General features: G+C 43.4%; 22 protein-coding genes and 1 riboswitch. Of the genes, 16 read left to right on the forward strand and 6 right to left on the reverse strand.

All coding sequences use genetic code 11. The features are described from left to right. Positions 1 to 63: 63 nt before the first annotated feature. From rsgA to LC20001_RS04840, 4 genes are all read right to left on the reverse strand, one after another. Positions 64 to 1,056 carry a ribosome small subunit-dependent GTPase A gene (rsgA, locus tag LC20001_RS04825; protein WP_010011889.1) on the reverse strand — a complete coding sequence of 331 codons (993 nt, stop codon included), beginning with the start codon at positions 1,054 to 1,056 and terminating at the stop codon, positions 64 to 66. 241 nt (positions 1,057 to 1,297) lie between these two features. Beyond that, positions 1,298 to 1,864 (reverse strand): PepSY domain-containing protein, encoded by a 567-nt coding sequence (locus LC20001_RS04830; RefSeq protein WP_010011887.1) that lies wholly within the window; start codon positions 1,862 to 1,864, stop codon positions 1,298 to 1,300. 26 nt (positions 1,865 to 1,890) lie between these two features. Continuing rightward, positions 1,891 to 3,729, reverse strand: coding sequence for a monovalent cation:proton antiporter family protein (locus LC20001_RS04835; RefSeq protein ID WP_010011886.1), 1,839 nt, complete (start codon positions 3,727 to 3,729; stop codon positions 1,891 to 1,893). A gap of 89 nt (positions 3,730 to 3,818) precedes the next feature. After that, positions 3,819 to 4,457 carry a VTT domain-containing protein gene (locus LC20001_RS04840; RefSeq protein ID WP_010011885.1) on the reverse strand — a complete coding sequence of 213 codons (639 nt, stop codon included), beginning with the start codon at positions 4,455 to 4,457 and terminating at the stop codon, positions 3,819 to 3,821. A 472-nt stretch (positions 4,458 to 4,929) separates the two neighbouring features. Here LC20001_RS04840 and helD point away from each other — a divergent pair, with 472 nt between their 5' ends. The 7 genes from helD (at position 4,930) to LC20001_RS04875 (ending at position 13,354) form a co-directional block, all read left to right on the forward strand. Beyond that, positions 4,930 to 7,233 carry an RNA polymerase recycling motor HelD gene (helD, locus tag LC20001_RS04845; protein ID WP_010011884.1) on the forward strand — a complete coding sequence of 768 codons (2,304 nt, stop codon included), beginning with the start codon at positions 4,930 to 4,932 and terminating at the stop codon, positions 7,231 to 7,233. Positions 7,234 to 7,274: 41 nt separating this feature from the next. Beyond that, positions 7,275 to 7,380: riboswitch (TPP riboswitch) on the forward strand. 480 nt (positions 7,381 to 7,860) lie between these two features. Further along, positions 7,861 to 9,243 (forward strand): group II intron reverse transcriptase/maturase, encoded by a 1,383-nt coding sequence (ltrA, locus tag LC20001_RS04850; RefSeq protein WP_099267123.1) that lies wholly within the window; start codon positions 7,861 to 7,863, stop codon positions 9,241 to 9,243. Between the two features lie 110 nt (positions 9,244 to 9,353). After that, complete coding sequence (gene thiM, locus LC20001_RS04855; protein WP_010011883.1) at positions 9,354 to 10,160, forward strand: hydroxyethylthiazole kinase; 807 nt, start codon at positions 9,354 to 9,356, stop codon at positions 10,158 to 10,160. 1 nt (position 10,161) lies between these two features. Continuing rightward, entirely contained in the window at positions 10,162 to 10,983 is an 822-nt protein-coding gene (gene thiD / locus LC20001_RS04860; protein ID WP_010011881.1) for a bifunctional hydroxymethylpyrimidine kinase/phosphomethylpyrimidine kinase, read from the forward strand. Beyond that, positions 10,974 to 11,618: a thiamine phosphate synthase gene (gene thiE, locus LC20001_RS04865; protein WP_010011880.1), complete on the forward strand. Its 645-nt coding sequence runs from the start codon at positions 10,974 to 10,976 to the stop codon at positions 11,616 to 11,618. The genes thiD and thiE overlap by 10 nt, the downstream gene beginning before the upstream one ends. Positions 11,619 to 11,677: 59 nt before the next feature. Further along, positions 11,678 to 12,853 carry a putative hydroxymethylpyrimidine transporter CytX gene (cytX, locus tag LC20001_RS04870; protein WP_010011879.1) on the forward strand — a complete coding sequence of 392 codons (1,176 nt, stop codon included), beginning with the start codon at positions 11,678 to 11,680 and terminating at the stop codon, positions 12,851 to 12,853. 102 nt (positions 12,854 to 12,955) lie between these two features. Continuing rightward, entirely contained in the window at positions 12,956 to 13,354 is a 399-nt protein-coding gene (locus LC20001_RS04875) for a hypothetical protein (RefSeq protein ID WP_010011877.1), read from the forward strand. Between the two features lie 44 nt (positions 13,355 to 13,398). Here LC20001_RS04875 and LC20001_RS04880 read toward each other — a convergent pair whose 3' ends face one another. Continuing rightward, positions 13,399 to 14,265, reverse strand: a complete 867-nt coding sequence (locus LC20001_RS04880) for a DegV family protein (protein WP_003678668.1) — start codon at positions 14,263 to 14,265, stop codon at positions 13,399 to 13,401. A 444-nt stretch (positions 14,266 to 14,709) separates the two neighbouring features. Here LC20001_RS04880 and LC20001_RS04885 point away from each other — a divergent pair, with 444 nt between their 5' ends. The 6 genes from LC20001_RS04885 to LC20001_RS04910 all read left to right on the forward strand — a co-directional run bounded on the left by LC20001_RS04885 (position 14,710) and on the right by LC20001_RS04910 (position 22,376). Next, the gene (locus tag LC20001_RS04885; RefSeq protein ID WP_010011876.1) at positions 14,710 to 15,177 is read left to right on the forward strand and encodes a hotdog domain-containing protein; all 468 of its coding nucleotides are present in this window, start codon (positions 14,710 to 14,712) and stop codon (positions 15,175 to 15,177) included. Between the two features lie 111 nt (positions 15,178 to 15,288). After that, the gene (gene coaA / locus LC20001_RS04890; protein ID WP_003678667.1) at positions 15,289 to 16,212 is read left to right on the forward strand and encodes a type I pantothenate kinase; all 924 of its coding nucleotides are present in this window, start codon (positions 15,289 to 15,291) and stop codon (positions 16,210 to 16,212) included. A gap of 125 nt (positions 16,213 to 16,337) precedes the next feature. Beyond that, positions 16,338 to 17,894, forward strand: coding sequence for a glutamine-hydrolyzing GMP synthase (gene guaA, locus LC20001_RS04895; RefSeq protein ID WP_010011875.1), 1,557 nt, complete (start codon positions 16,338 to 16,340; stop codon positions 17,892 to 17,894). Between the two features lie 331 nt (positions 17,895 to 18,225). After that, positions 18,226 to 18,477 (forward strand): IS3 family transposase, encoded by a 252-nt coding sequence (locus LC20001_RS04900; protein WP_002816285.1) that lies wholly within the window; start codon positions 18,226 to 18,228, stop codon positions 18,475 to 18,477. A 17-nt stretch (positions 18,478 to 18,494) separates the two neighbouring features. Then, on the forward strand, positions 18,495 to 19,373 hold the full coding sequence (locus tag LC20001_RS04905) for an IS3 family transposase (RefSeq protein ID WP_268871832.1): 879 nt from the start codon (positions 18,495 to 18,497) through the stop codon (positions 19,371 to 19,373). 468 nt (positions 19,374 to 19,841) lie between these two features. Then, a complete protein-coding gene (locus LC20001_RS04910) occupies positions 19,842 to 22,376 on the forward strand; it encodes a M1 family metallopeptidase (protein WP_010011874.1) in 2,535 nt (844 codons plus the stop codon). 107 nt (positions 22,377 to 22,483) lie between these two features. Here LC20001_RS04910 and LC20001_RS04915 read toward each other — a convergent pair whose 3' ends face one another. Then, positions 22,484 to 22,705, reverse strand: a complete 222-nt coding sequence (locus tag LC20001_RS04915) for a hypothetical protein (RefSeq protein ID WP_010011872.1) — start codon at positions 22,703 to 22,705, stop codon at positions 22,484 to 22,486. A gap of 245 nt (positions 22,706 to 22,950) precedes the next feature. Between LC20001_RS04915 and rpmG the strand changes: the two genes are divergently transcribed. The 3 genes from rpmG to nusG all read left to right on the forward strand — a co-directional run bounded on the left by rpmG (position 22,951) and on the right by nusG (position 23,987). Continuing rightward, positions 22,951 to 23,100, forward strand: coding sequence for a 50S ribosomal protein L33 (gene rpmG, locus LC20001_RS04920; protein WP_010011871.1), 150 nt, complete (start codon positions 22,951 to 22,953; stop codon positions 23,098 to 23,100). 9 nt (positions 23,101 to 23,109) lie between these two features. After that, the gene (gene secE, locus LC20001_RS04925; RefSeq protein WP_010011870.1) at positions 23,110 to 23,292 is read left to right on the forward strand and encodes a preprotein translocase subunit SecE; all 183 of its coding nucleotides are present in this window, start codon (positions 23,110 to 23,112) and stop codon (positions 23,290 to 23,292) included. A 146-nt stretch (positions 23,293 to 23,438) separates the two neighbouring features. Further along, the gene (nusG, locus tag LC20001_RS04930) at positions 23,439 to 23,987 is read left to right on the forward strand and encodes a transcription termination/antitermination protein NusG (protein ID WP_003678663.1); all 549 of its coding nucleotides are present in this window, start codon (positions 23,439 to 23,441) and stop codon (positions 23,985 to 23,987) included. Positions 23,988 to 23,992 lie beyond the last annotated feature (5 nt).

A 23,992-nucleotide genomic window follows, 5' to 3' on the forward strand; every position in this document is an offset into this window, starting at 1 on the left:
AATTGCAAAAGAAGCTCCTACGTCACTGAATTATGGCGTGGGAGCTTCTTTATATTGATAAGTTTAACGACGGCGTAAGTTTTTCTTGTTACCGACCATCCGCTTAATTTTAGCGGCCGTTATCTGGCGGCTATTCATCGTTGAATATTCAGTTTCACGCAATAATCGCCGATAATCAGCTAAACGCTGGGCACTTAATTCACCGTTGGCGATCGCAGCCTGTACTGCGCAACCAGGTTCTTGTTCGTGCTGGCAATCGTTGAAGCGACATTGCTGCGCTAAACTAGTAATGTCAGGAAAACTTTGCGCGGTGGCAGTGGTAGTACTGCTGGCGACACCAACACCACGGATTCCTGGTGAATCGATCAACGCCGCACCGTTAGGCAAATAGAAAAGCTGCCGTGCAGTCGTTGTGTGCCGACCTTTGTCATCGCCACCACGGACTGCTTTGGTACTTTGTAGCTGTTGCGCGGCGAGGATATTGAGCAGGGTCGATTTACCAACACCAGAAGAACCAACAAAAACGGCGGTGGTCGTTGGTTGTAGATAGGCATTCAATTGTTCACGTGCTACTAATGGTGTCGTACTAGTCGTGGTAATGATTGGTACACCAAAAGCAATCGCTTCTAATTCGAGCTGACGTTGGACCAATAATTCAGGTTCTAAATCAGCTTTAGTCAAGACGATCACTGGCGTTGCCCCACTATCCCAGACTAAGGTCAGGTAACGTTCGACACGGTTAGTACTGAAGTCGGCGTTGAGCGACATTGTAATAAAAACCGTCGTCACGTTGGCAGCAATCGCTTGATCTTGTTGGTTACTCGCTCGTGTTAGTAAGGTTTGTCGTGGCAGTAAAGTAGTGATCAAAAATTTATCTTGATCATAGACTTGACCGCTGACAAAATCACCAATTAGCGGTAACGTATCAGCGAGCTGCATCCGTCCAGCTAAGGTGGCTTGGTGCACACTACGGTCAGCAAAAATCACTTGATATTGATCGTGACTTTGAAAAATAATTTGGGCAGTATTTAATGAATCGTTGGGAAAATTAAGCATGTTTAGTCCTCCAATGTTTTTTTAGTTCGACGTATTGGAGGCGTCACTACGACTATTTGTGCGCAGTGTCCTCCCTAAACATAACTTCTTCTGGCTTTAACATATTGCATTGCTCGCTTTCTGATTAAGATGGATTTAGTATAACAAATTTGGGGGCAAATAGCAGGGCTTTGAATGGCTAAAAATTAAACCTATAGAAAAAGTGAGCCATCCAAATGAATGACTTGGATGGCTCACTTTTTCATTCGTCAACTTGTTGCCGTTCTAAAATGTTGCCTCGTTTAGCATCGATACGCATACGTACTGTATGGTGCGCGCGACTATGAATCAGCAGTTCATAATAGGTGATCTGCCGTTGGCGGGCTAAAGTATAACCAACAATGTGACCATCGTTGATCTCACTAATAGCGATCTGCTTGATCGTAGTCAATGATTTCAAGCCGTTTAAGTTGAGTGTTGCGCGTTCAGCGTTTTGCTTGGTCAATTTAGTGTGTGTTTTCTTGGTGATGATCGGCTGCATTGCGTTGACCGCTAAGTGGTAATAGCGCTGATGCTGTCGTGCTTGGACGTGGTACTGATAAAAGCGTCCATGCTTGGTCAAACTAATTTGTAACAACTGGGCGTGGGGAAGTTCTTTGTGAACTAGCCGCGCGACTTGTTTGCCAGAAACTTTGGCGGTGAAGATCCCCTGACTAGGATCTTGGCGATAAGGTGCTGCCGCTTTTTTAGCGGTGTTAGGTTGGACGATACCGCAACCGCTGAGTAGCAGTAAAACTAAAAACAGCGGCCATAAACGTTTGAATTTCACAAATGAATTCCTTCCTGATCGTTAATTTAATTACGAATGCCGAGCAAACGGCGAATCTCTGGCACTGCACTTTTATCGCCAGTGAAAATTAAGTGATCGTCTTGTTCGATAAAAGTATCACCGTGTGGAGCGATAAAATGGCCGTTGCGGTAAATCCGACTGATCGTGATATTTTCAATGAAAGGTAATGATTGTAGTTCGCGACCGGCGAAGCGACGGTTGTGCACAGTCACTTCATACAAGCCGGCGTCGTTATCGGTCAATAATTTCAGTGTTGATGGTGATTCGATCATTTCACGCAGCATACTGATGTTGATGTCAAAACTATTATAGATCTCAACCCCTTGTTCGGCGAGTACATCGTAACGATCATCAGCGACGTCACGGGCTTCAAAGCGAGCAATGACCCGCGGCACTTGTTGTTTGATGGCCGTCGTGGCTAGCCGAACGTTGACGTCATGATCGAGGTGACCGAGTACTAAAATATCGGTAGTAAAGGCATCGGCTTTTTGTAGCGTAGCTTCAGTTAGATCTGGTAGTAAAGTTACGTTGTTAGCTTCACTATTATAGGTCCGGTAATTTTTGGGCTGATCGGTCAGCATGCGAATATCGTACCAACCTTGCGATAAACGTTGTGCAACCGGGATCGTTAGGATATTTGTGCCAATAAAGGTAACTCGTGTTTTGACCAAGTCTTCCTTTTCTGGCTGGTAAAGTTGGTTAAAAATAATTGGTGAAAAAATACAAGTTAATACGGCGGCTAAAACAAAAGCACCTGATTGTTGCGTGGTAATCACATGTAAGTTTTGTGCTACCTGCAAGGTTGGTAAAACTAAGGTAATCGTAGTTGAGGTCAAAAACCCACTCGCAATCGCATTCTTCATGGTAAAGCGTTGCCGGAAGATCAGCACAGGGACTGCTTTGGCCAGTAAGAAACAAATGAAAAAAATTGGGATCAGAATCAGCGAGTCACGATCAGCCAGCAAGGTGCGTAGATTTAATTTGGCACCTGTAGTAATGAAGAAAATCGGAATGAAGAAGCCATAACCGATCGAAGTTAATTTATCCCGCGTGACTTTGCTTGGTTGTAATAATTTCATTACGATACCTGCTAGAAAGGCACCGAGAATATTTTCAGCACCGACCTGTTCGGCAATCGTCACTAAGGTGAAAATCAGGAAAAAGGCCAAACGAATATCTAATTGCGTGGTCGTTTTATCAATTTTAGCAAAGAAACGATAGATACTGCGAAAACGCATTAACAGAATAATTGCGGCAAGAAAGATCAATAAAACTAACCATAGACGTGCAGAATGGCCACCGTTTAACGCAGCATATGCCGTCAAAGCTAGTAATGGAATGATTTCACCTAGCGCAGCAGTTAGTAGAATCGTTTGTCCCAGCGCCTTGCTGAGTAATTCCTTTTCGGTTAACGCCGCGATCACAACACCTAGTGCAACAGTGGAAAATAGAATTGTGGCTAATAAAATATCGCTGAACAGACCGGTAAGCTGTAACAACCAACCAAGTAGACCGGCGACCAGTAAAATACTAGCGTAACTACTGATCGCTAATTTTAAGGGAGACCACTTTGCCGGTGGGGCACCATTTAAGCTTTTTTGCGGTTTAAATAGATCAAAGTCGATCTCCATACCGGAGAGGAAGATCAAAATGATCACACCTAAAGTTGATAGTTGGTTCAAACTGGCGGTCAGTGAAACCCAATTAAGTAGACTTTTACCTAAAATAATACCGACGATAATTTCGGCAACCGCAGTCGGGACGACAGAAATTTTAAAACGTGCCATGACTAGTGGCGTCATTAGCGCCGCCAATAAAACGATCAATAATGATAATTGGACCATGAAGCGGCCTCCTTTAGCTTATATGTGAAAATTAATTGTTGCGATGAAAAGCACTGTCGCTGGTTTTCACAATACCTTTGTAACTCACGCTAAATAAATTTACTTTTGATGAAATTATATAAACCAACACTAACACTTGGCAAGAGGGCTACGATAACGATACTTAATAAAATCAACGAAAAATGGGCTTGAACAAATGGTAACGCACCAAGGTAATAGCCTAGTAAGCTACCAGCACTGACCCATAGCGCAACGCCGAGAAAGTTGTAAAGCGCAAACCGCGGATGCGTCATTTTAAACATGCCTGCGATCAAAGGGACGAATGTGCGAATCATTGGGACGAAACGGCCAAAAATCACTGTTTTACCACCATGACGCACAAAAAAATCGGTTGCGTTTTGCAAACGATCGACCCGAATGTGACGTTTGAAAAACTTCCAGCGACCTAAATGACGACCAATTTCAAAATTAACCGTGTCGCCGATCAAAGCAGCAAAGAAAAAAGTTAGGCTCAACAACCAGATATCCAGAAAAAAACCATGTCGTGCCGCTAGCGTGCTGCTAATAAAAATAATTGATTCACCAGGTAAAAAGGGGAAAATTACTAAGCCAGTTTCGGCGAAGATCATTAAGAATAAAATAGCGTAACTCCAGCGACCAAAATATTGAAAAATCGGTAATAATAACACTTCTAAATGGGTTAGCCCATAAAGGATGGTGTGCAACATCTGTGATCCCTCGCTTATTTGTTACTCGTAATACTCTTAGAGCGTGATTGAAAAAGCATCCAGATTTTAAGCACTAGCCTAGCAAGACACAGAAATCTGCCTTTTCAACCACGTTTATACCAAATTATTGGTAAAAACTAATCTAGCATTAAGTTATAAACAGTTCTTAGTTTACGCTTTGCCATTGCTTACTGCTAGTATTGACTTTTGAGCTTTACGTGAATTTAAAAAACACCATGTAGCCGCTTAGTTGTATCGCTTTCGTTGAAGTGCTAAAATGGTTTATCCGAAATTATTTAATTTGGTTAATAACGAGATAGAAAACAGTGAATTGTTTTCAGACTTAGCGACAAACTAAGATTTTCCTATTTTGGTATAAAGGTGTTTTTGTAACGAGCTTTGCAGCAATGACACAATTCACGATTATGGAGTGGAAACTTGTTTTTAATTGAGAGAGAGGTTGGCAGGACTTATGGCTGATACGGAAAAACAACGAGAACAAGCGCGTGTTGACGATGTGATCACGAAAATCAAACGAACGGAAGCGGAGTTAGAAAGTAAAATTGCCGCTGCTAAGACTGATGAAAAACGAATCAATGACAATTTTTACAACGATGTGCGGTTGAACGTTGGTTCATATGAATCGATGATGGATACCGCGTTATCCATTCGCCAGCAACAACAAATGCTGAATGAACGGAATAATAGTTGGCGCCACTCGACTCAACAATTGGACGTCTTACAACGATTAGAGAAGACCCCTTATTTTGCGCGGATCGACTTTAAGGAGACCAGTGCTAAGGCAGCAGAAACAATCTATATTGGCTTAAGTTCCTTTACCGATAAGCAGGATCATTTTCTGGTTTATGATTGGCGAGCACCGATCTCCTCGATCTACTACGATGGTAATTTAGGCCGCGTTACTTACCAAACACCGGATGGTGAACAGGCAGTTGATATCACCTTGAAGCGGCAATTTCTGATTGCTGATGGTGAGATCAAAACGATGTTTGATACTCAAGAAACCATTGGCGATCAAATGCTGATGGAAGTGTTAGGTGAGCAAGCGGACACGAAGATGAAGAGTATCGTGACTACGATCCAACGGGAACAGAACCAAATTATTCGTGATACCAGTGCGCGGCTATTATTTGTGCAGGGGGCTGCCGGTTCCGGTAAAACGTCAGCCATCATGCAACGGGTGGCGTATTTACTCTATCGTTATCGTGGCAATCTAAATTCTAGTCAAGTGATCATGTTCTCGCCGAACCAGTTATTTAATGATTATGTGTCCAACGTCTTGCCTGAACTCGGCGAACAGAACATGGTGCAGTTGACTTACTATCAATACGCGGCGCGGCGGATTCCTAATTTAAAAGTCGAGGACCTGTTCACCCAATTTGAAAAAAATGAATCAGCGGTCGATAGGCGGATCAATCAACTTAAAGGTAGCTTAGCCTTTTTCCGGGCAACTAAAAAGTATGCTAACAGTTTAGGTAAAAGTGGCATGCGTTTCCGCGATGTTAAGTTGCGCAATGAAGTGTTCATTGATCATAAACGGATCGAAAAAACTTACTACAAATACAATAGTAATTACCGCCTGGGCAATCGGTTGAATGCTACCAAAGAAGAGTTACTGCGTTATTTTGGTCATCGGATCGACACCGAAATGAAGGCTAAATGGGTCAGTGAATTCATTCAGAACTTGGATGAAGAAGGCATGCGCAAATGGTATGGCAATCATCCCCGCAATTTTGAAAACGGGGATAAAGAATTTCGTTTCTTGGCGCGGCGTGTGGTGACATCTGCTTTCGATAGTGTCCGGCGTGGCGTAATCCGCAATCGTTTCTTAAATATTAAAGCGCAGTATATTGACTTCTTGCGGCAAATTCCACAAATCATTAATTTGAAGCAATTCGGGTTGACTGAAGAAGAATGGCAACTAAATGTAAATCAAGTTTTAGCGCAGTTACGCCAAAAACAATTGGCAACCGCTGATGTTACACCATACCTTTATCTGTACGATTTAATGACGGGCAAACACGGTGATCGCGAGATTCGCTATCTGTTTATTGATGAAATTCAGGATTACACACCTTATCAATTAAGTTTCTTGAAATTCAGCTTCCCGAACGCGCGCTTTACTTTGTTAGGTGATCTGAATCAGGCTATTTTCACACAAGAAAGTAGTCACAGTTTACTGAAGGAGTTAGCAACGATGTTCAAACCGGAGGAAACGCGAGTCGTTCAGTTGACCCAATCTTATCGGTCAACACAGCAGATCACCGATTTTACCAAAGCCATTTTACGCAATGGTGAGGCAGTCACGGCCTTCAATCGCCAAGATGCTTTGCCGAATGTGCTGATCGCACAAACCGAGGAAAGATTACTCGCTGCAGTACAAAAACAATTAGCCGAGAATACTGCGGCTAAGCGTGTTACGGCAATCATTACCAAAACTTTACCTGAAAGCAAAGACCTATACGAAAAATTGCGGGCGCAAGGTGAAAAGGTAACTTTGATTCGTTCAGAAAATCAGCGTTTAGCTGCTGGAACGATTATCGTGCCTTCATATTTAGCCAAAGGTTTGGAATTTGATGCGATCATTGCTTGGCAAGTGACGGCTGCAAATTACGGTGCTGATGATCAACGGCAATTGCTGTACACGATTGCTTCACGCGCGATGCATCGCTTGACAATTCTGGCACAAGGTGAACTTTCGCCGCTATTGGCAGAAGTACCTACCGCTGCCTATACGTTGACCAAGTTAGACTGAGCTAAGTTGCTTTTCTAGTGAAAACGGTTATAATTTAAATTAATTGAAAGCAGGGGAGCTGTTGTGAACAGCTGAGAGGAAAATAAATTTTCGACCCTTTAAACCTGATTGGTTAAGACCAGCGTAGGGAGCTATTTAGACGGTAGAAGCACATCCTAGGCAATGGGATGTGCTTTTTTTGGTGCGCCCGGCATGGGCGTCAACTAGGTGGTGAAAGTCCACTGCGGGCCGTAGTAGTCGGAACCGCTAGCCAAAGGCAAGGCCTTTATCGTGAGGTGAAGACTGAAGGAAGCCTGATGAGCAAAGTACTGCACCGATGAACAAGAAGCAGCTATAAGGCCGGAAGTAACTGGATAAGGTGGCCAAACACACTGAAGTCCGATACTACCCGAAGTTACGACAGTAAAGCTGACGGTGACATGGTACGAAAGTTGACGTTCTTACCCGGGGAGACCTGTACACACAATCCTGATTTTCTTAGGGAATACCCAAATGACAAGGAAATATGAGTTCAAAGCAAGTCAGAAATGGCTGGTTAAGTGTACAGGAGTCAGCCGAGGTCATAGTAGTGGGTAACCATGAAGGACCAAACAATAATAACTCATATTGAGACTGGAAGTGAAGACGATGCGAAAATCGCAGAAAACAGAACAAGCTGACCGCCAGCGGATGATAGGTCTGGAAGACCAAAGACAAACTGGGGCGCGTAGTATCGCCTCCGGTGAAGGAGAAAAGATGAGTGGCACTCAGTTTCAAGCATTAGTTTTGGCCCGCAACAACCTGAATTTGGCTTATCAACGTGTGGTTAGGAACAAAGGGGCGGCCGGAGTTGACGGTATGACCGTTGATGAATTGAAACCGTACCTGAAAGTACATCGCGAAGAATTACTCGCAGAATTGGCCAATGGGACTTATAAACCGGCACCAGTCAAGCAAGTCTCAATTCCAAAGCCCAACGGTGGAACGCGTAAGCTTGGCATTCCGACCGTGATCGACCGGCTAGTCCAGCAGGCCGTGGCCCAGGTCCTTTCGCCGATATATGAACAGATCTTCGCCAACAATAGTTTTGGTTTTCGACCCCAACGCAGTGCACATGACGCAGTTCAACAGGTCGTTCAGCTAGATAATGCGGGTTATCACTATGTGGTTGATCTGGATTTGAAGGCCTACTTCGATACGGTTAATCATGACATGCTTATGAAGTTTCTCAAGCAGCGAATTAGTGACCGCTGGGTACTACGGCTCATTCGCCGTTTTCTGACTAGTGGCACCATGAATGGGCAATTGTTTGAACGCAGTGAGAAAGGCACACCGCAAGGCGGGCCGATCTCGCCACTGTTAGCGAATATTTATCTCAACGAATTCGACCAAGAACTAGCTAGGCGCGGTCATGAATTTGTCCGTTACGCCGATGACTGCAATATCTTTGTTAAAAGTCCACGCGCGGGCCAACGAGTCCTCGCTAGTGTGACTCGTTTTCTCGAGCATGAGTTAAAACTCATGCTCAATCAGGAAAAGACACAAGTGGTCGCCACCAACAGAATGAAGTTCTTAGGGTTTACGTTGGGCCACACTAAAGGCAGGGCTTTTCCCTATCCGGTGTGGTCAGCGAAGCAGCGAGTTAAACAAGCATTGAGGCGGCTGACTAAGCGTAATCGTGGTGTATCCGAAGACCAAATAATGGCAGAGATTCGTCAAAAGATGCGCGGTTGGTTGCAGTATTACAGCTTGGGTAGAATGAAGCGGTTCATCACGGAATTAGATGCGTGGCTGCGGTCACGTATTCGCCAGTACATTTGGAAACAATGGAAGAAAGCCAAAACTAGAGAGAACAACTTGAGCGGATTAGGATTTACGAAAGATGAAGCTAAGCTATCCGCTAACACGCGTAAAGGGTACTGGCGGACAGCGCATAGTAAAACGCTGTGCCGTACCCTAACTAACAAAGAGCTGGAACGTCGTGGACTCATTAACTTGAGTCAGACGCTCCAGCAAATTCAGAGTGCTTAAATTATTGAACCGCCGTATACGGAACCGTACGTACGGTGGTGTGAGAGGACGGTAACTTACAATTACCTCCTACTCGATTTGGGCTTTCAAGAAAAATAAGGAGGTAGAGTATGCAACTTTCATTATTAACACAATTGCGTCAGCAAAATCCAGTGGTGCTGAATATTTCTAACTTTGTGACTGTACAGGATGTCGCTAATGGATTGAATGCAATTGGCGCTTCACCGATCATGTCCGAGGAGGTCGCAGAGGCTGAGGCTTTGGTGCAAATGAGCGGCGCAGTAGCATTAAATTTAGGTGCTTTTACGCAGCAACAATTAACCCAGATACGGCAAACGGGTAAGTTGGCTAATCAATATCATAAGCCACTGATCGTGGATCCCGTTGCGATCGGCGCAGTGGCTTATCGGCGCACGATTGCCACCCAGTTATTGCAGGATTTTCAAGTCGATATTATTCGTGGTAATGCTGGTGAGATTGCAGCTCTTGCTGATGTAACGTGGCAGGCCAAAGGAATCGATGCTGGAGCCGGTGACGGTGATTTAGTTGCGATCGCGCAAGCAGCTGCACAGAAACAGCATTGTGTCGTGATCTTAAGTGGACCGACTGACGTGATAACGGATGGTCAGCGAGTCGTTCAAATTCAAAATGGCACGCCGTTATTTCAACTGCACGTGGGTTCCGGGGATATGCTGTCTAGCATTGTTGCTGCATTTGCGGCGGTAAGTGCTGGTGATTACTTTACAGCGGCGCAAACGGCTTGCTTAGTTTTTGCGAGTGCCGGTGAGCGTGTGGCGGCGCAGTTATCTCAGGAGCGACCAGGTACTTTTGCAGCGCAATTGATCGATGAACTACATTTGATCACCACGGAAGCGGTGGTGCAGATTGCACGCTATACGGTGAGAAAGGATGAATAGAATGACAGAAATTAATGCATTTCCACAAACCTTGACGATCGCCGGGACTGATTCCGGTGGTGGTGCGGGTATTATGGCGGATATCAAAACAATGCAAGAACGGCATACATTTGCGGCAGCAGTTGTGGTCGCAGTTACGGCGCAGAATACTTTAGGTGTACAGGACTTTATGGCGTTACCTACTAAATTGATCGATGAACAATTTGCTTCATTGGCGGCGGATTTAAAAATTAGTGCATGCAAAACAGGCATGCTGGCTGATGCTGAACACGTTAAAATTGTCGCTGCTAATTTGCGTAAGTATGATTTTGGTCCGTTGACGGTTGATCCAGTGATGATTGCTAAAGGCGGGGCACCACTATTAGCAGCGGATGCAATTGACAGTGTTAAGCAATTATTATTGCCGTTGGCGACATTAGTAACGCCCAACCTACCGGAAGCACAACGTTTGACGGGGATGACGATCTCTAACGCGGCCGAAACGGAAGCAGCAGCGCACTATTTACAACAATTAGGCGCTAAAAATGTTTTGATCAAAGGTGGTCACGCTGACCAAAGTGAAGTTCGTGATTTTGCATTATTGGCGTCAGGGGATTCGTTCTGGGTCAGCGCACCACGTGTGGCGACAAAGCGAACGCATGGTACTGGTGATACGTTATCATCCTGCATTACTGCGGAATTGGCAAAAGGAAAAACAATGGCACAAGCAATTCGGCTGGCAAAAAAATTTGTGGCTGCGGCAATTGCAGAGACAATTCAAGTTGGCCATGGTCACGGGCCGCTTAATCATTGGGCTTATCGGGGGGCAGAAGCATGGGATTAACTTTTAAAACGACACAATTACAAGCCTATTTTGTTTGTGGTAGTCAGGATGTACCTGGCCGCGATTTAGTTATGGTAGTTAAGAACGCAATCGCAGCTGGAATCACGGCATTTCAATTTCGGGACAAAGGAGCTGGTTCACAATTAACCGCCGCACAACGATTGGTGACTGCACGGCAGTTAAGAACAATGTGCCAAGCAGCGCAAATTCCATTTATTGTGGATGATGATGTTGAGCTTGCTCTAGCGGTAGCGGCTGATGGTATTCATGTTGGCCAATCAGATGAGCAAATTCAACGAGTCGTGCAACAAGTTCAGGGGCAATTATTTATCGGTTACTCCTGCTCAAATCTAGCCGAGATCACAGCAGCTAATCAAATTGTTGGGATCGATTATTATGGTAGTGGACCAGTGTTTCAAACTGGATCAAAAGCAGATGCGAGCCCAGTAATTGGTTTAGATGGTTTAACTCAATTGGTGGCTGCGGCTAAGCGGCCGGTGGTTGCCATTGGCGGTATTACTGAATCACAATTAACGCCAATCCGCCAAACCGGTGCTGCCGGCTCAGCAGTGATCTCCATGATTGCACAAAGTACTGACTTGAAACGAACTGTAAAAGCAATGCGCCAGGCTTGAATATAGCCACGTAATTGCGCGTATTTTAATGGTCATCACTTTAAAATAGGGGGAGACAGATGACAGAAGGGGAAATTTTACGTAGTCAATTTTTATTGTGGGTCGGGGCAGCTATTTCGATTGCCGAAATGGTTACGGGAACGTTGCTGGCACCTTTAGGATTAGCTAAAGGTGTGGCGGCAATTTTAGTTGGTCACGCCATCGGCTGTTTATTATTTTTGTTACCAGCAGGCTATATTGGTGCGAAAAAACAGCAAACGGCGATCCAATCAACTGCCGACACCTTTGGTCAACAGGGCGTATGGGCCTTTTCACTGCTAAATGCTTTGCAGCTTTTGGGATGGACGGCAGTAATGATCGTCAATGCTGCACAGGCAATGAATGGGGTCGCACGTCAATTGTTTAATTTTCATAGTTTTTTAGCAATGAGTCTTGTGGTGGCCGCCTTTATCGTACTTTGGCTATTAATGGATACACAGTTATTGTTGCGAATCAATAATTTAGTGGTCAGTCTGTTGTTTTTAGGGACATTATTGATTCTCTTTATTATTCTACGTGCACCAACAATGGCTATTCATTTAAGTGGGACAACAATGTCATTTGGTGCGGCGGTTGAGCTAAATGTAACAATGGCATTGTCTTGGTTACCATTAATTGGCGATTATACGCGCGCTACTAAGCAAGCATTGCCCATTGCTTTGACCAGTTCGCTGGGTTATTTTTTAGGTAGTTCCTTTATGTTCTTGATCGGTTTACTGATAGTTACATGCACTGGGGCGACTGACGTAACTAAGCTATTAGCAACTAGTGGTCTTGGATTAGTGGCATTATTGATCATTATTTTTTCGACAGTGACAACGACTTTTATGGACGCATATTCGGCGGCAACTAATATTGGTCAACTAGTGCATATTCAGCACACTAATTTACTTGCTATTGGGGTGACCTTAGTTGGTCTAGTAATTGCGCTGGTGATTTCAATGACTCGTTACGAAAATTTCTTATATTTCATCGGTTCAGTGTTCACGCCGCTATATGCGATTGTGTTCACGACTTACTTTGTGACTAAGAAGAGTTTGCCTAAGGTGGTCAATTTAATATTATGGTTGCTAGGTGTATGGGGCTATTATCAGTTGCAAAAAGTTGATCTGGAGCTAGGTACGACCTTCTTATTGTTAGTGGTCATGGCGGTGTTAGTTGTCATTTGTAGTCGAATTCAACAATACTGGGCATAACACGCGCATATCGTCGAATAAGTTGCCCCCAATCAAACGTAAAATTGTGCTAGAATATCTGTAAGGTATACAGGCACTATTATGGTTGGGGGGATGATATGGATGGAAAATTATCAAATCAGCTTCAATAATAAGATCAAACCTGATACGGTGACGGTGGCTTACACGGCGACACATAAAGAGTTGGATGGTCGGCAACGGGTTTTATATCGTGGAGAAGCAGTTTTTCAACGCGACGTGGTACCGCCGTTATTACTTAAAACTGGGGAAGTTGCGATCCATGCGATCGAGCAAGTAATGATCGGTTTGAAAAAGAATTATCAATTAGTTAAAGTAACGTTTGCGCAACCACAGAATTCAACGTTACTAGGTGTACCTAATTTTGAAACGTTTAGTCGTTATCTAGTTGAGCGTAAGTTACTGCATTGTGTACCGACACATACGGTTTCTGGAGAGACCGTAGTTGATATAAAATTTGAACAAGAATTACGAATTGGGTAAATAAAAACGAGTTTAGCGTGAATAAACGCCGAACTCGTTTTTATTTAGTCAATATTTTCAAAGTCACGTGACCACACAACACCCATGACTTTGCGGCCGGTGTGGACGCCGAGTACTGGGCCTAAGCTGCTGGTATCAATGGTTGCTTCCGGAAAAGTTTGCTTGAGGTCAGCGACCCATTCATCACTTGTTGCTTGATTATCACCGTCGATCACATCAATGCGGACAGGGTAATCGACCGTATTGATAAAATCATTGATGTCTGCTTTAATGTGGCTGAATGCCCGCCGCATGGTCCGTTCCTTGGCCGCCGCGATGATTTGACCAGCATCGTTAAACCGTAGGATTGGTTTGATTCGCAGCATATTACCGAGAATTGCCGAAGCATTACTTAAGCGGCCAGTACGGACTAAATGACTAAGATCGTCAACCACGAAGTCAACGTGCTGGGTCGCCCGTAATTCTGCTAGTGCGGCCATGATCGTTTCAACTGACTTACCTTCACGAACTAACTTGGCGGCTAGCATCGCTTGATTGGCTTCTGCAGCAGTAGTCAATTTAGAATCGAAGGGGTAGACCTTGATATTGGTAATATTAGGCAAATAAGCTTCAAGATTATTGATAAAGCTAGTGATACCACTGGAAAGGTGAATACTGATCACTGCTTCATAGCCTTGGGCAGCCAGATCGTCGTAGACGGCTTGAATCTGACCCATGGAGATCTGTGCAGTTGTGGGCAATTCTTTCTCATTAGCGAGTTTTTCGTAAAATTCTTTATTGGTAATATCAACATTTTCTTTATAAGTATGTTGGCCAAAAATGACAGTAATGGGAACAACAGTAATGTTATTGGCAGCAGCTTGTTCTTTAGTTAAATAACTGGCACTATCAGTAACAACAGCAATTTTCATTTTAAACTCCTTTTGACGTAAACATTAAATTTAAGTTTAGTGGACTGCTATATTTATATAGCCTAATTATTTTTATTGTAGATTATAAAAAGTGTGTAGCCTTATTTTACGCTAGTTGTTAAAGTATTGCGACTATGTTTTCTGGGTAAACGTGATGGTACCGTTTTAAATCTTAAAAAGAGGCTATATATTTTAACATGGTATATTTTAATAGTGAAAAGTGCCTAGTTTGAAAAGAACTTTTACAGGATTTTGTAACTGTTTAGGTTGAGATAAAATCAAGTGGTGTATCGATTCGTTGGGGATTATTACCACTGAGTTTTGTTTTAGTATGCAGCACTGATTTGCGATTAAATTTAATGAAAACCTGTGCTATAATTCTGGTAATGCTTACACGACATAAAAACTCGTTACGCGGGTAAAATTCTGTATGGGGGTAGTCAAATGTCTACGAAAAGTTGTCAATCATCGCTGGTAACGCACCAACATCGTGTTCGCTACCAAGATCTGAATTCACATCAGACTTTGCATGGTGGGCAATTACTCCATTTTGTGGATGATCAAGTCGCAGAATCAGCGCGTCGTTTTGGCCATCACCGCGTTGTTACTGGTAGTGTTGATCGTTTTGATTTTATTCTACCGCTACAGTACGGGGAACAATTTACAATCAGCAGTTTTGTCAGCGGTGGTACTCAGCGTTCGCTGGAAGTGTATGCGTATGTGCTCAATGCACAACATGAGTTAGCTGCGGAGGCTTTTTTGTCATTGATCAGTATGGTGCAGCAGCCAGATTGGCCGCAAGTGCGCCCGGAAAGTCAATTAGAGCAGGTTGTTTGCGCGGGCTATGCTCAACGCTATGCAGCTAACCTTGCACAGCGCCAAGCAATCGCTGCTAGGCAAGCTTTATTGTAAGTCGTGTTTGGAAAATGATGCAAGGTTAGCATTTACCGTGGATTCAACCTGAACATGGTTGAAAATTCTGAGCGCTTTTCCCAACACACTCTATTTTCGGAGGAACTTGGTTTGCAAAATGAAATGAATTATTACAAGATTGAACGCCATGAATGGAAAAAGTTTTATCGCAATGGTATGGCGCCATTATCGCAAGCGGATTTGGATCAGGCTAAGTCGCTGAATGATCGGATCTCTTTAGCTGACGTTAAGGAAATTTATATGCCACTACGCCATTTGATCCACGTTTACTACAATCAATATCAAAGCCAACAGCAGGATCGAGCGGACTTTCTCAGATTACGCTCACACAAAGCACCATTTATTGTTGGTATTGCCGGTAGTGTCGCTGTTGGTAAAAGTACGACGGCGCGTTTGTTGGAGATCTTATTGACGCGGGCTTATCCGACTAAGAAAATTCAAAATATTACAACGGATGGCTTTTTGTATTCAAACGCGGAATTAAAAAAGCGTGGTTTGTTAGCGCGCAAAGGTTTTCCAGAAAGTTACAACATGAAACGATTGATTGCGTTCATGAATGCAGTCAAAAATAATTTAGGGCCAGTAAAAGCACCGAAATATTCGCATCAAAGTTACGATATTATTGCGAACAAGTACGATTTGATCGATTCGCCGGATATTTTGATCGTTGAAGGCATCAACGTTTTACAATTGCCCAGCAATCAACAAATCTATGTCAGTGACTTTTTTGATTTTTCGATCTATGTGGACGCCGATCCAGTGTTGATTGAGCAGTGGTATTTGGATCGTTTCAAGGTATTGTTGGATACCGCTTTTACTGATCCGACGAATTACTATTACCCATACGCGATCGGTGACCGTAAGGCTGCGATCGATATGGCGAAGAATGTGTGGATGACCAACGATCTACCGAATTTGCGTGATTATATCTTACCGACCCGTAGCCGTGCTGATGTGATTCTACATAAAACGAATAATCATCGGATCAACGAGATCTATTTACGCAAGTTTTAATTTTTTGAAACGATTATTGAAAATGAGAGTCTTCTTCAAACAGTTGACCTAGAGCGTTGCAATCAGTAGAATAGGTTTATTGAAAAAAGTTATGAAAGTCAATATATTATAATGAGGTGAATTTGTTGGCAACGACGAACATGCAAGATTTTGATAAAATTATCGTGCTCGATTTCGGTAGTCAGTACAACCAATTAATCACCCGGCGGATTCGTGAATTCGGGATCTATTCCGAATTAATGTCGCATAAAATAACTGCGGCGGAGATCAAGACACTGAATCCAAAAGGCATTATCTTTTCTGGTGGACCCAATAGTGTTTATGATGAAGGGGCCTTCCAAGTTGATCCAGAAATCTACCAATTGGGTATTCCAATCTTAGGTATCTGTTATGGTATGCAATTAATGGCTCAGGACCTTCCTGGTGGTGTGGTCGAAAATGCTAACAATAGTGAATATGGTCGCGCCGATATTCATGTGACTGATCCAGATGCCGTTATGTTCAAGGATTTGCCAACAGATCAATACGTTTGGATGAGCCACGGCGACTTAGTGACTAAGGTACCTGATGGTTTTGTGCAGACAGCAACTAGCAAGAACTGCCCAATCGCAGCAATGGCTGATGATAAGCGTAAGTTCTACGGTTTACAGTTCCATACTGAAGTGCAAAACACAGAATTTGGTTCTGAAATTTTACGTCACTTTGCCTTTGATGTAGTAGGTGCGCGCGATAATTGGTCAATGGATGATTTTATCGACTTGCAGATTGAAAAAATTCGCAAACAAGTCGGTGACCGTAAAGTCTTATTAGGCTTATCTGGTGGGGTTGATAGCTCCGTTGTCGGCGTATTATTGCACAAAGCAATCGGCGACCAATTGACCAGCATTTTTGTTGATCATGGCTTGTTGCGTAAAGGTGAAGCCAAACAAGTGATGGACAGTTTAGCCGGCAAATTCGGTTTAAACATCATCAAGGTTGACGCCCAAAAACGCTTCTTGGATAAATTAACTGGCGTTTCTGATCCAGAAAAGAAACGTAAGATCATCGGTAATGAATTTATCCAAGTCTTCAATGATGAAGCCACTAAGTTAAAAGGCATCGACTTCTTAGCTCAAGGCACGTTGTATACTGATGTCATCGAAAGTGGTACTGATACGGCCCAAACAATCAAGTCACATCATAACGTTGGTGGCTTGCCCGAAGACATGCATTTCCAATTGATCGAACCATTGCGGACTTTATTTAAAGATGAAGCCCGTGAATTAGGTGAAAAATTAGGTATGCCTGAAGATTTAGTTTGGCGTCAACCATTCCCTGGCCCTGGCTTAGGGATTCGTGTGATCGGTGAGATTACTGAAGATAAGTTAGAAATCGTGCGCGATAGTGATTTGATTCTCCGCGAAGAAATCAAAAATGCTGGCTTAGACCGCGATATTTGGCAATACTTTACTGTCTTGCCAGGTATCCGCAGCGTTGGCGTCATGGGTGATGGCCGGACCTATGACTATACAGTTGGTATCCGCGCCGTTAACTCGATCGACGGGATGACCGCAGACTTTGCTCGCATTCCATGGGATGTGTTACAGAAAATCTCTGTGCGGATCGTTAACGAGGTCGATCACGTTAACCGTATCGTGTATGATATTACCTCCAAGCCGCCGGCGACTGTAGAATGGGAATAAAAGGTACATGTAAATTGAACCCAGAATGTTGATTTAACGGCATTTTCGGAAGATACAAAGGATACGATTGGCGGGGTAATTGTTAGGTTCCCCGCCAAAATCCCCGCCAAGTTTTGGCCGAATGAGGGCTGAGCTGGCGGGGATTTTTCGTAAATTATAAAGCTATAATTCGTGGTAAAATTAGTGAAACTGATTGATGGCGGTGACGATTGGGATGTCCTCTGAAAGAAAAAGTGTACTTGAAATGACGTGGATGTAAGCTGATTCCTGAGACAACTTTTAAGAGAGGGTATAATGAATAAATCATCTCTCAAAAGGAAGGAATTTTTACATGCCAACTCGTTACGACAAAGAATTCAAACAAAACATTATCAACCTATATAAGCAAGGCGAATCAGCCGCCCAACTGGCCAGAGAATATGGCATTGGCTATTCAACCGTTCATAAGTGGATCCAGGGCCAAGCCAAAACTCAATCCGGTAAATCGCCAGACGAAATTAAAGCGATGGAAAAGCGGCTGGCTTCCCTGTCTGAGGAGAACGAAATCCTAAAAAAAGCCCTGGGCTTCCTTGCGCAGAAGTAACCAATATTTTTGATTACATTCACCAAGAAAGCCATAACCACCAGGTAACTAAGATGTGCCGAATCCTCGGTGTTTCCAGAGCTCAGTATTATCGTTATCGATCCCCAAAGCCTTCAAAACGCCGGGCCGAAGATGCGGACTTAAAACAACGGATTCTGCGGATCTTTGCGGAATTCAAGCAGCGATACGGCGTTATGAAGATCCACCATGAATTGAATCTGGAACTTCAACCACTGCAGCGTCGGTGCAGCCCAAGACGGATTTCCCGGCTCATGAAGGAACTGGATATCCACTCCGTTACCGTCAATAAATGGAAAGCGGCTTCGGCTTCCAAAACCAAGGTTGAACAGCGTCCCAACTTGCTTAAGCAGGATTTCTCGACCACTGGTTTAAATCAAAAATGGACCGCTGATATGACCTATATTCAAACGAAGCGTAATGGCTGGTGTTACTTATCAACCATCATGGATCTGCACTCAAGACGAATTATCGACTATTCATTCTCAAAAAAGATGGCTACTGATTTAGTCTTAAAGACCCTGGAAAGCGCGGTTAAAAATCGAACCATTACTGGGGACCTGATTATCCACACAGACTTAGGATCACAGTACACCAGCGATGATTACAACCAACGGTTAACAGAACTACATATCCGCCACTCTTACAGCCGTAAGGAGTGTCCATACGATAATGCACCAATGGAATCTTTTCATGCTTCCCTCAAAAAGGAATGTGTTTATCCAGTGCCGGTCTTTGAGAATTATGAAACTGCCGCTGCTGTCCTTTTTGAATATGTGCATGCTTTCTACAATAGGAAGAGAATTCATAGTTCACTGGGCTACCAGACCCCTTTACAAGTTGAAATCGCAACACTTACGAGCCAAATGGCCGCCTGATTTAATGCTTTCCAGGGTTCAAATAAGTTATTAATCGCGATTAATGATTTATTTGAGCTGTGGAAGGTAAACGCGGTTCTGAATGTCTCTTAAAATCTGTCTCAAATATTGACTTCAATCCAGTATTTAAGTATTAATGGGATTTACACTACTTAGAAAAACATAAGTTATCTATTTTTTCCAACATTTTGGCTTATACGGCGGTCATTAGAAAAATCCAAAGATTTGCTTGAATATACACTATTAACCTTATGTTATTTGTTGAAAATGACAAGATGGCTGTTCGTGACAGTAATAAATTACAAATTCAACTTTAACCAATGTGATAACAATTGCTTATCACGTCCTAGCACAGAAGTTAACGATGATAATCTGTTGGTTAACGACTATTTTTGGTACTTTGGTCGCGACAGACATCCAGGGAAAGTCGTATAATGAAATTATGCTTACAAAATCGGAGGTAACCTTATGGCAGAATTGACGCATTTTTATCAGACTTTCCAGCCAACACATTATGATGTTTATTTAGATATTGATCGGGCTGCAAAAACAATCACCGGTAAGACAACGATTACTGGGTCAGCACAAACCTCAGCAATTGCGATCCATCAAAAAGATTTAGCGGTTGCGGCGGTGCAAGCTGACGGTCAGGCTGTACCGTTTACGATCGATGCCGCTGCAGAAGCCATTCGTATTGAACTAGCTAAGGTGGGACAAACCACTTTGACGATCGAGTACACGGCACCGCTAACTGATAGTATGATGGGCATCTATCCGTCTTATTACGAAGTCGCCGGAGTTAAAAAGCAAATCATTGGCACGCAGTTTGAAACGACTGCGGCGCGCCAAGCTTTTCCTTGTGTCGATGAACCAGAAGCCAAGGCGACCTTTGATTTGGCCATTAAATTTGACGAACGTCCTGGTGAAACGATCTTAGCGAACATGCCTGAAAATCGTGTGGCTGATGGTGTTCACTATTTTGATACGACTGTGCGGATGTCCACTTATTTAGTTGCGTTTGCCTTTGGCGAATTACAAAGTAAAATCACGACCACTAAAAGTGGCGTCAAGGTCGGCGTTTTTGGCACCAAGGCACATCAAGCTAATGAACTAGATTTTGCATTAGATATCGCTAAACGTTCGATCGAGTTCTACGAAGATTTTTACCAAACACCTTATCCCTTGCCACATTCTTGGCAGTTAGCCTTGCCTGATTTTTCGGCTGGGGCGATGGAAAATTGGGGCTTAGTCACTTATCGGGAAGCTTATTTATTGTTAGATCCGGATAACACAGCCTTGGATACGAAGCAACGGGTGGCAACTGTGATCGCCCATGAGTTAGCGCATCAATGGTTCGGCGATTTGGTGACGATGAAGTGGTGGGATGATCTTTGGTTGAATGAAAGTTTTGCCAATATGATGGAATATGTTGCTACCGATGCCTTAGAGCCTGATTGGCATATTTGGGAATCCTTCCAGACGTCTGAAGCCGCTGCGGCTTTGCAACGGGATGCTACCGATGGGGTACAGTCCGTTCACGTGCAGGTGGAAGATCCTGCTGAAATCGATGCCTTATTTGATAGTGCGATCGTTTACGCTAAAGGCGCACGGATGTTGGTTATGGCGCGTGCTTTGGTTGGCGATGACGCCTTACGGGCTGGCTTGAAGAATTATTTTGCGGCACACCAATTTGGTAATGCCACTGGGGCTGATTTGTGGGCGGCTTTAGGCGCCGCTGCACAGCTCGATGTTGGGGCGATCATGAATTCTTGGCTGGAACAGCCAGGCTACCCAGTCGTTACGGCAGCAGTCGTGGATGGACAATTAACCTTGACGCAACAACAATTCTTTGTTGGTGAGGGTCAGGAAGTCGGCCGGCAATGGCAGATTCCATTGAATAGTAATTACGCGGCCGCACCTGCTATTTTCAAGGATAAAACGGTCACGCTAGGTAATTATACGGAGCTACGTGCGGCCAACGGTAAGCCATTCCGCTTAAATGTTGGCAATGAATCGCATTTTATCGTTAAATACGATCAAACTTTGTTGGCTGATATTTTGGCTAATGTGACTGATTTAACGGCAATCGATCAACTACAATTATTGCAGGATCTACGCTTATTAGCCGAAAGTGGTCAGATCTCGTATGCAACGGTAGTGCCATTGTTACCAAGATTTGCCAATAGCCATTCGAAAGTGGTTAACGAAGCTTTGTATCAAGTCGCTGGCAATTTGAAAAAATTCGTTGTGCCCGATTCAGCGGAAGAGAAAAGCTTAAAAGCGTTCTTTGATCAATTAAGTGCTGAACAGGTAGCTCGTTTAGGTTGGGTCGCTCAAGCTAACGAGAGTAATGATGACCAATTGACACGTCCTTACGTTTTGAATGCTGCATTGTATGCAGAAAATAAAGCCACAATTACGGCAGCACATGAGCTATTTACAACGAATCGAGATCATTTGGCGGCTTTATCGGCAGCAGTGCGCGTGTTTGTTTTGACTAATGAAGTGAAGCACTTTGGTAGTGCGGAATTATTTACCGAATTGTTACAGGCTTACCGGCAATCAGCTGATGCGAGTTATAAAGCTGACATTTGCGCTGCCTTGACCAGCACACCTGATGCAGCATTGATCGCACAATTGATTGAAAAGTTCGAAGATGCAACTACGATCAAACCGCAGGACTTGCGTGCTTGGTTCCGGGGCGTTTTGGCTAATCATGACGGACAACAAGCTGCCTGGGATTGGATTCGCAACGAGTGGGGTTGGCTTGAAGCAACGGTTGGCGGTGACATGGAATTTACCACTTACATCACGGTGATCGCGGGTATCTTCCGGACACCAGCACGTTTAGCTGAATTTAAGGCGTTCTTTGAACCGAAAATCAACACTCCTGGCTTGACGCGTGAGATTACTATGGATATTAAAGTGATTACAAGCCGGGTTAATTTGATTGCACAAGAACAAGCAGCCGTTAATACGGCTATCGCTGAAGTAATCAAATAAAGCTGACAATGGTGGTTAGTTTTTGGATATAGTTCGACCTTAATTGTTTAGAAAAATAAAGCAGGAGTTTGCGACATGTAGTCCATGTCACAGCTCCTGCTTTATTATTACTTTTCAACAACATCTGCACTAGCAATATCTTCAGCAGCAAAAACTTTGTGTTGGCTGCCTTCATAGGTAATATCATATTTGACGGCTCGACCGATGTTGAGAAAGTCATGGCTGGTGGTTTCGATCACTGCATCATTAGTCGTGACAGCAACGGTGGAGACTTCGTTAAGCGTGATCGTTTGGCCGTTGGTTAATTTGATCGTTAAAATGTTATCCATAATAATATCCCTTCTATTAATTATTTACTCACTGTAAATTGTAGCACCGGAATGAAAGTACGACGTATGAGTTGCTAAAATTAGCTAAATTACATTAAAATTGGACTAATTAAAATATATTTAACCGTATAGTTGATTTGACGCCAGCGGTTGCACATGCTAAAGTTATGAACGTAAAGTGCAGTTATTCTGCGGTGCGATCTAATTTGAGATCACGGCGCTGACGTTTAAAAGGGGTGCGGTTGATGGCAAGTGTCAAAGTAAGCTTAGCCTGCACAGTCTGTGGCGCACGTAACTATACAGTTCGGGTTAAAGCACAACACACAGAACGTTTGACCTTAAATAAATATTGCAAACATTGTCAAAAGGAAACTCAGCATCAAGAAACGAGGTAAGTTACTTTAATGAAATTATTCCGTTACTTAGGTTCGGTTCGCCAGGAAATGCGCGATACAACTTGGCCCACACGTAAAGAATTACGCCATGATACTAGTACTGTTGTTTGGTTATCGATCCTGTTCGCTGCTTATTTTGCAATCATCGATAATGGCATCCAATGGTTACTGAATCTGTTCATTTTTAAATAATGACGTGTATCTAGGCTTATTTTCTGGTATACTTTTAACCAGAGACGAAAACTTCGCGTGGCGAGGTTTTTTTATTTGTCGTTAATTTTAGGCGCAGTATTTTTGCGTTATCAGAACACTATCAAGATAGATGGAGGAGCAATAAAATGGAAACTGAATCAGCAGAAAAACAATGGTATGTTTTACACACCTATTCAGGTTATGAAAATAAGGTTAGAGGCAATCTGGAATCACGGGCCCAATCTATGGGTATGGAAAATAATATTTTCCGTGTCGTCGTTCCAGAACAGGAATCACGGGAGATCAAGGATGGTAAAGAAAAAGTTACCATGCAAAAAGAATTCCCTGGCTATGTTTTAGTTGAAATGATCATGTCTGATCAGGCTTGGTTCATTGTACGGAATACCCCCGGTGTTACTGGCTTCGTTGGTAGCCACGGTGCTGGGAGTAAGCCAGCACCACTTTTACCCGAAGAAGTTGAACGGATCTTACGTCAATTAGGGATGAGTGCTCGACATACCGATGTTGACTTTAACGTTGATGATACAGTAACAATCGTTGATGGTGCCTTTTCTGGTCTTTCTGGTAAAATCACCGAAGTTGATGCTGAAAAACTGAAGTTGAAAGTTAACATTGATATGTTTGGTCGCGAAACCAGTACCGAATTAGATTACGACCAAGTCGATAAGATTTAAGCTTT

Origin of the sequence: Loigolactobacillus coryniformis subsp. coryniformis KCTC 3167 = DSM 20001, from assembly GCF_002706425.1 — a bacterium.
Taxonomy (GTDB): Bacteria; Bacillota; Bacilli; order Lactobacillales; family Lactobacillaceae; genus Loigolactobacillus; species Loigolactobacillus coryniformis.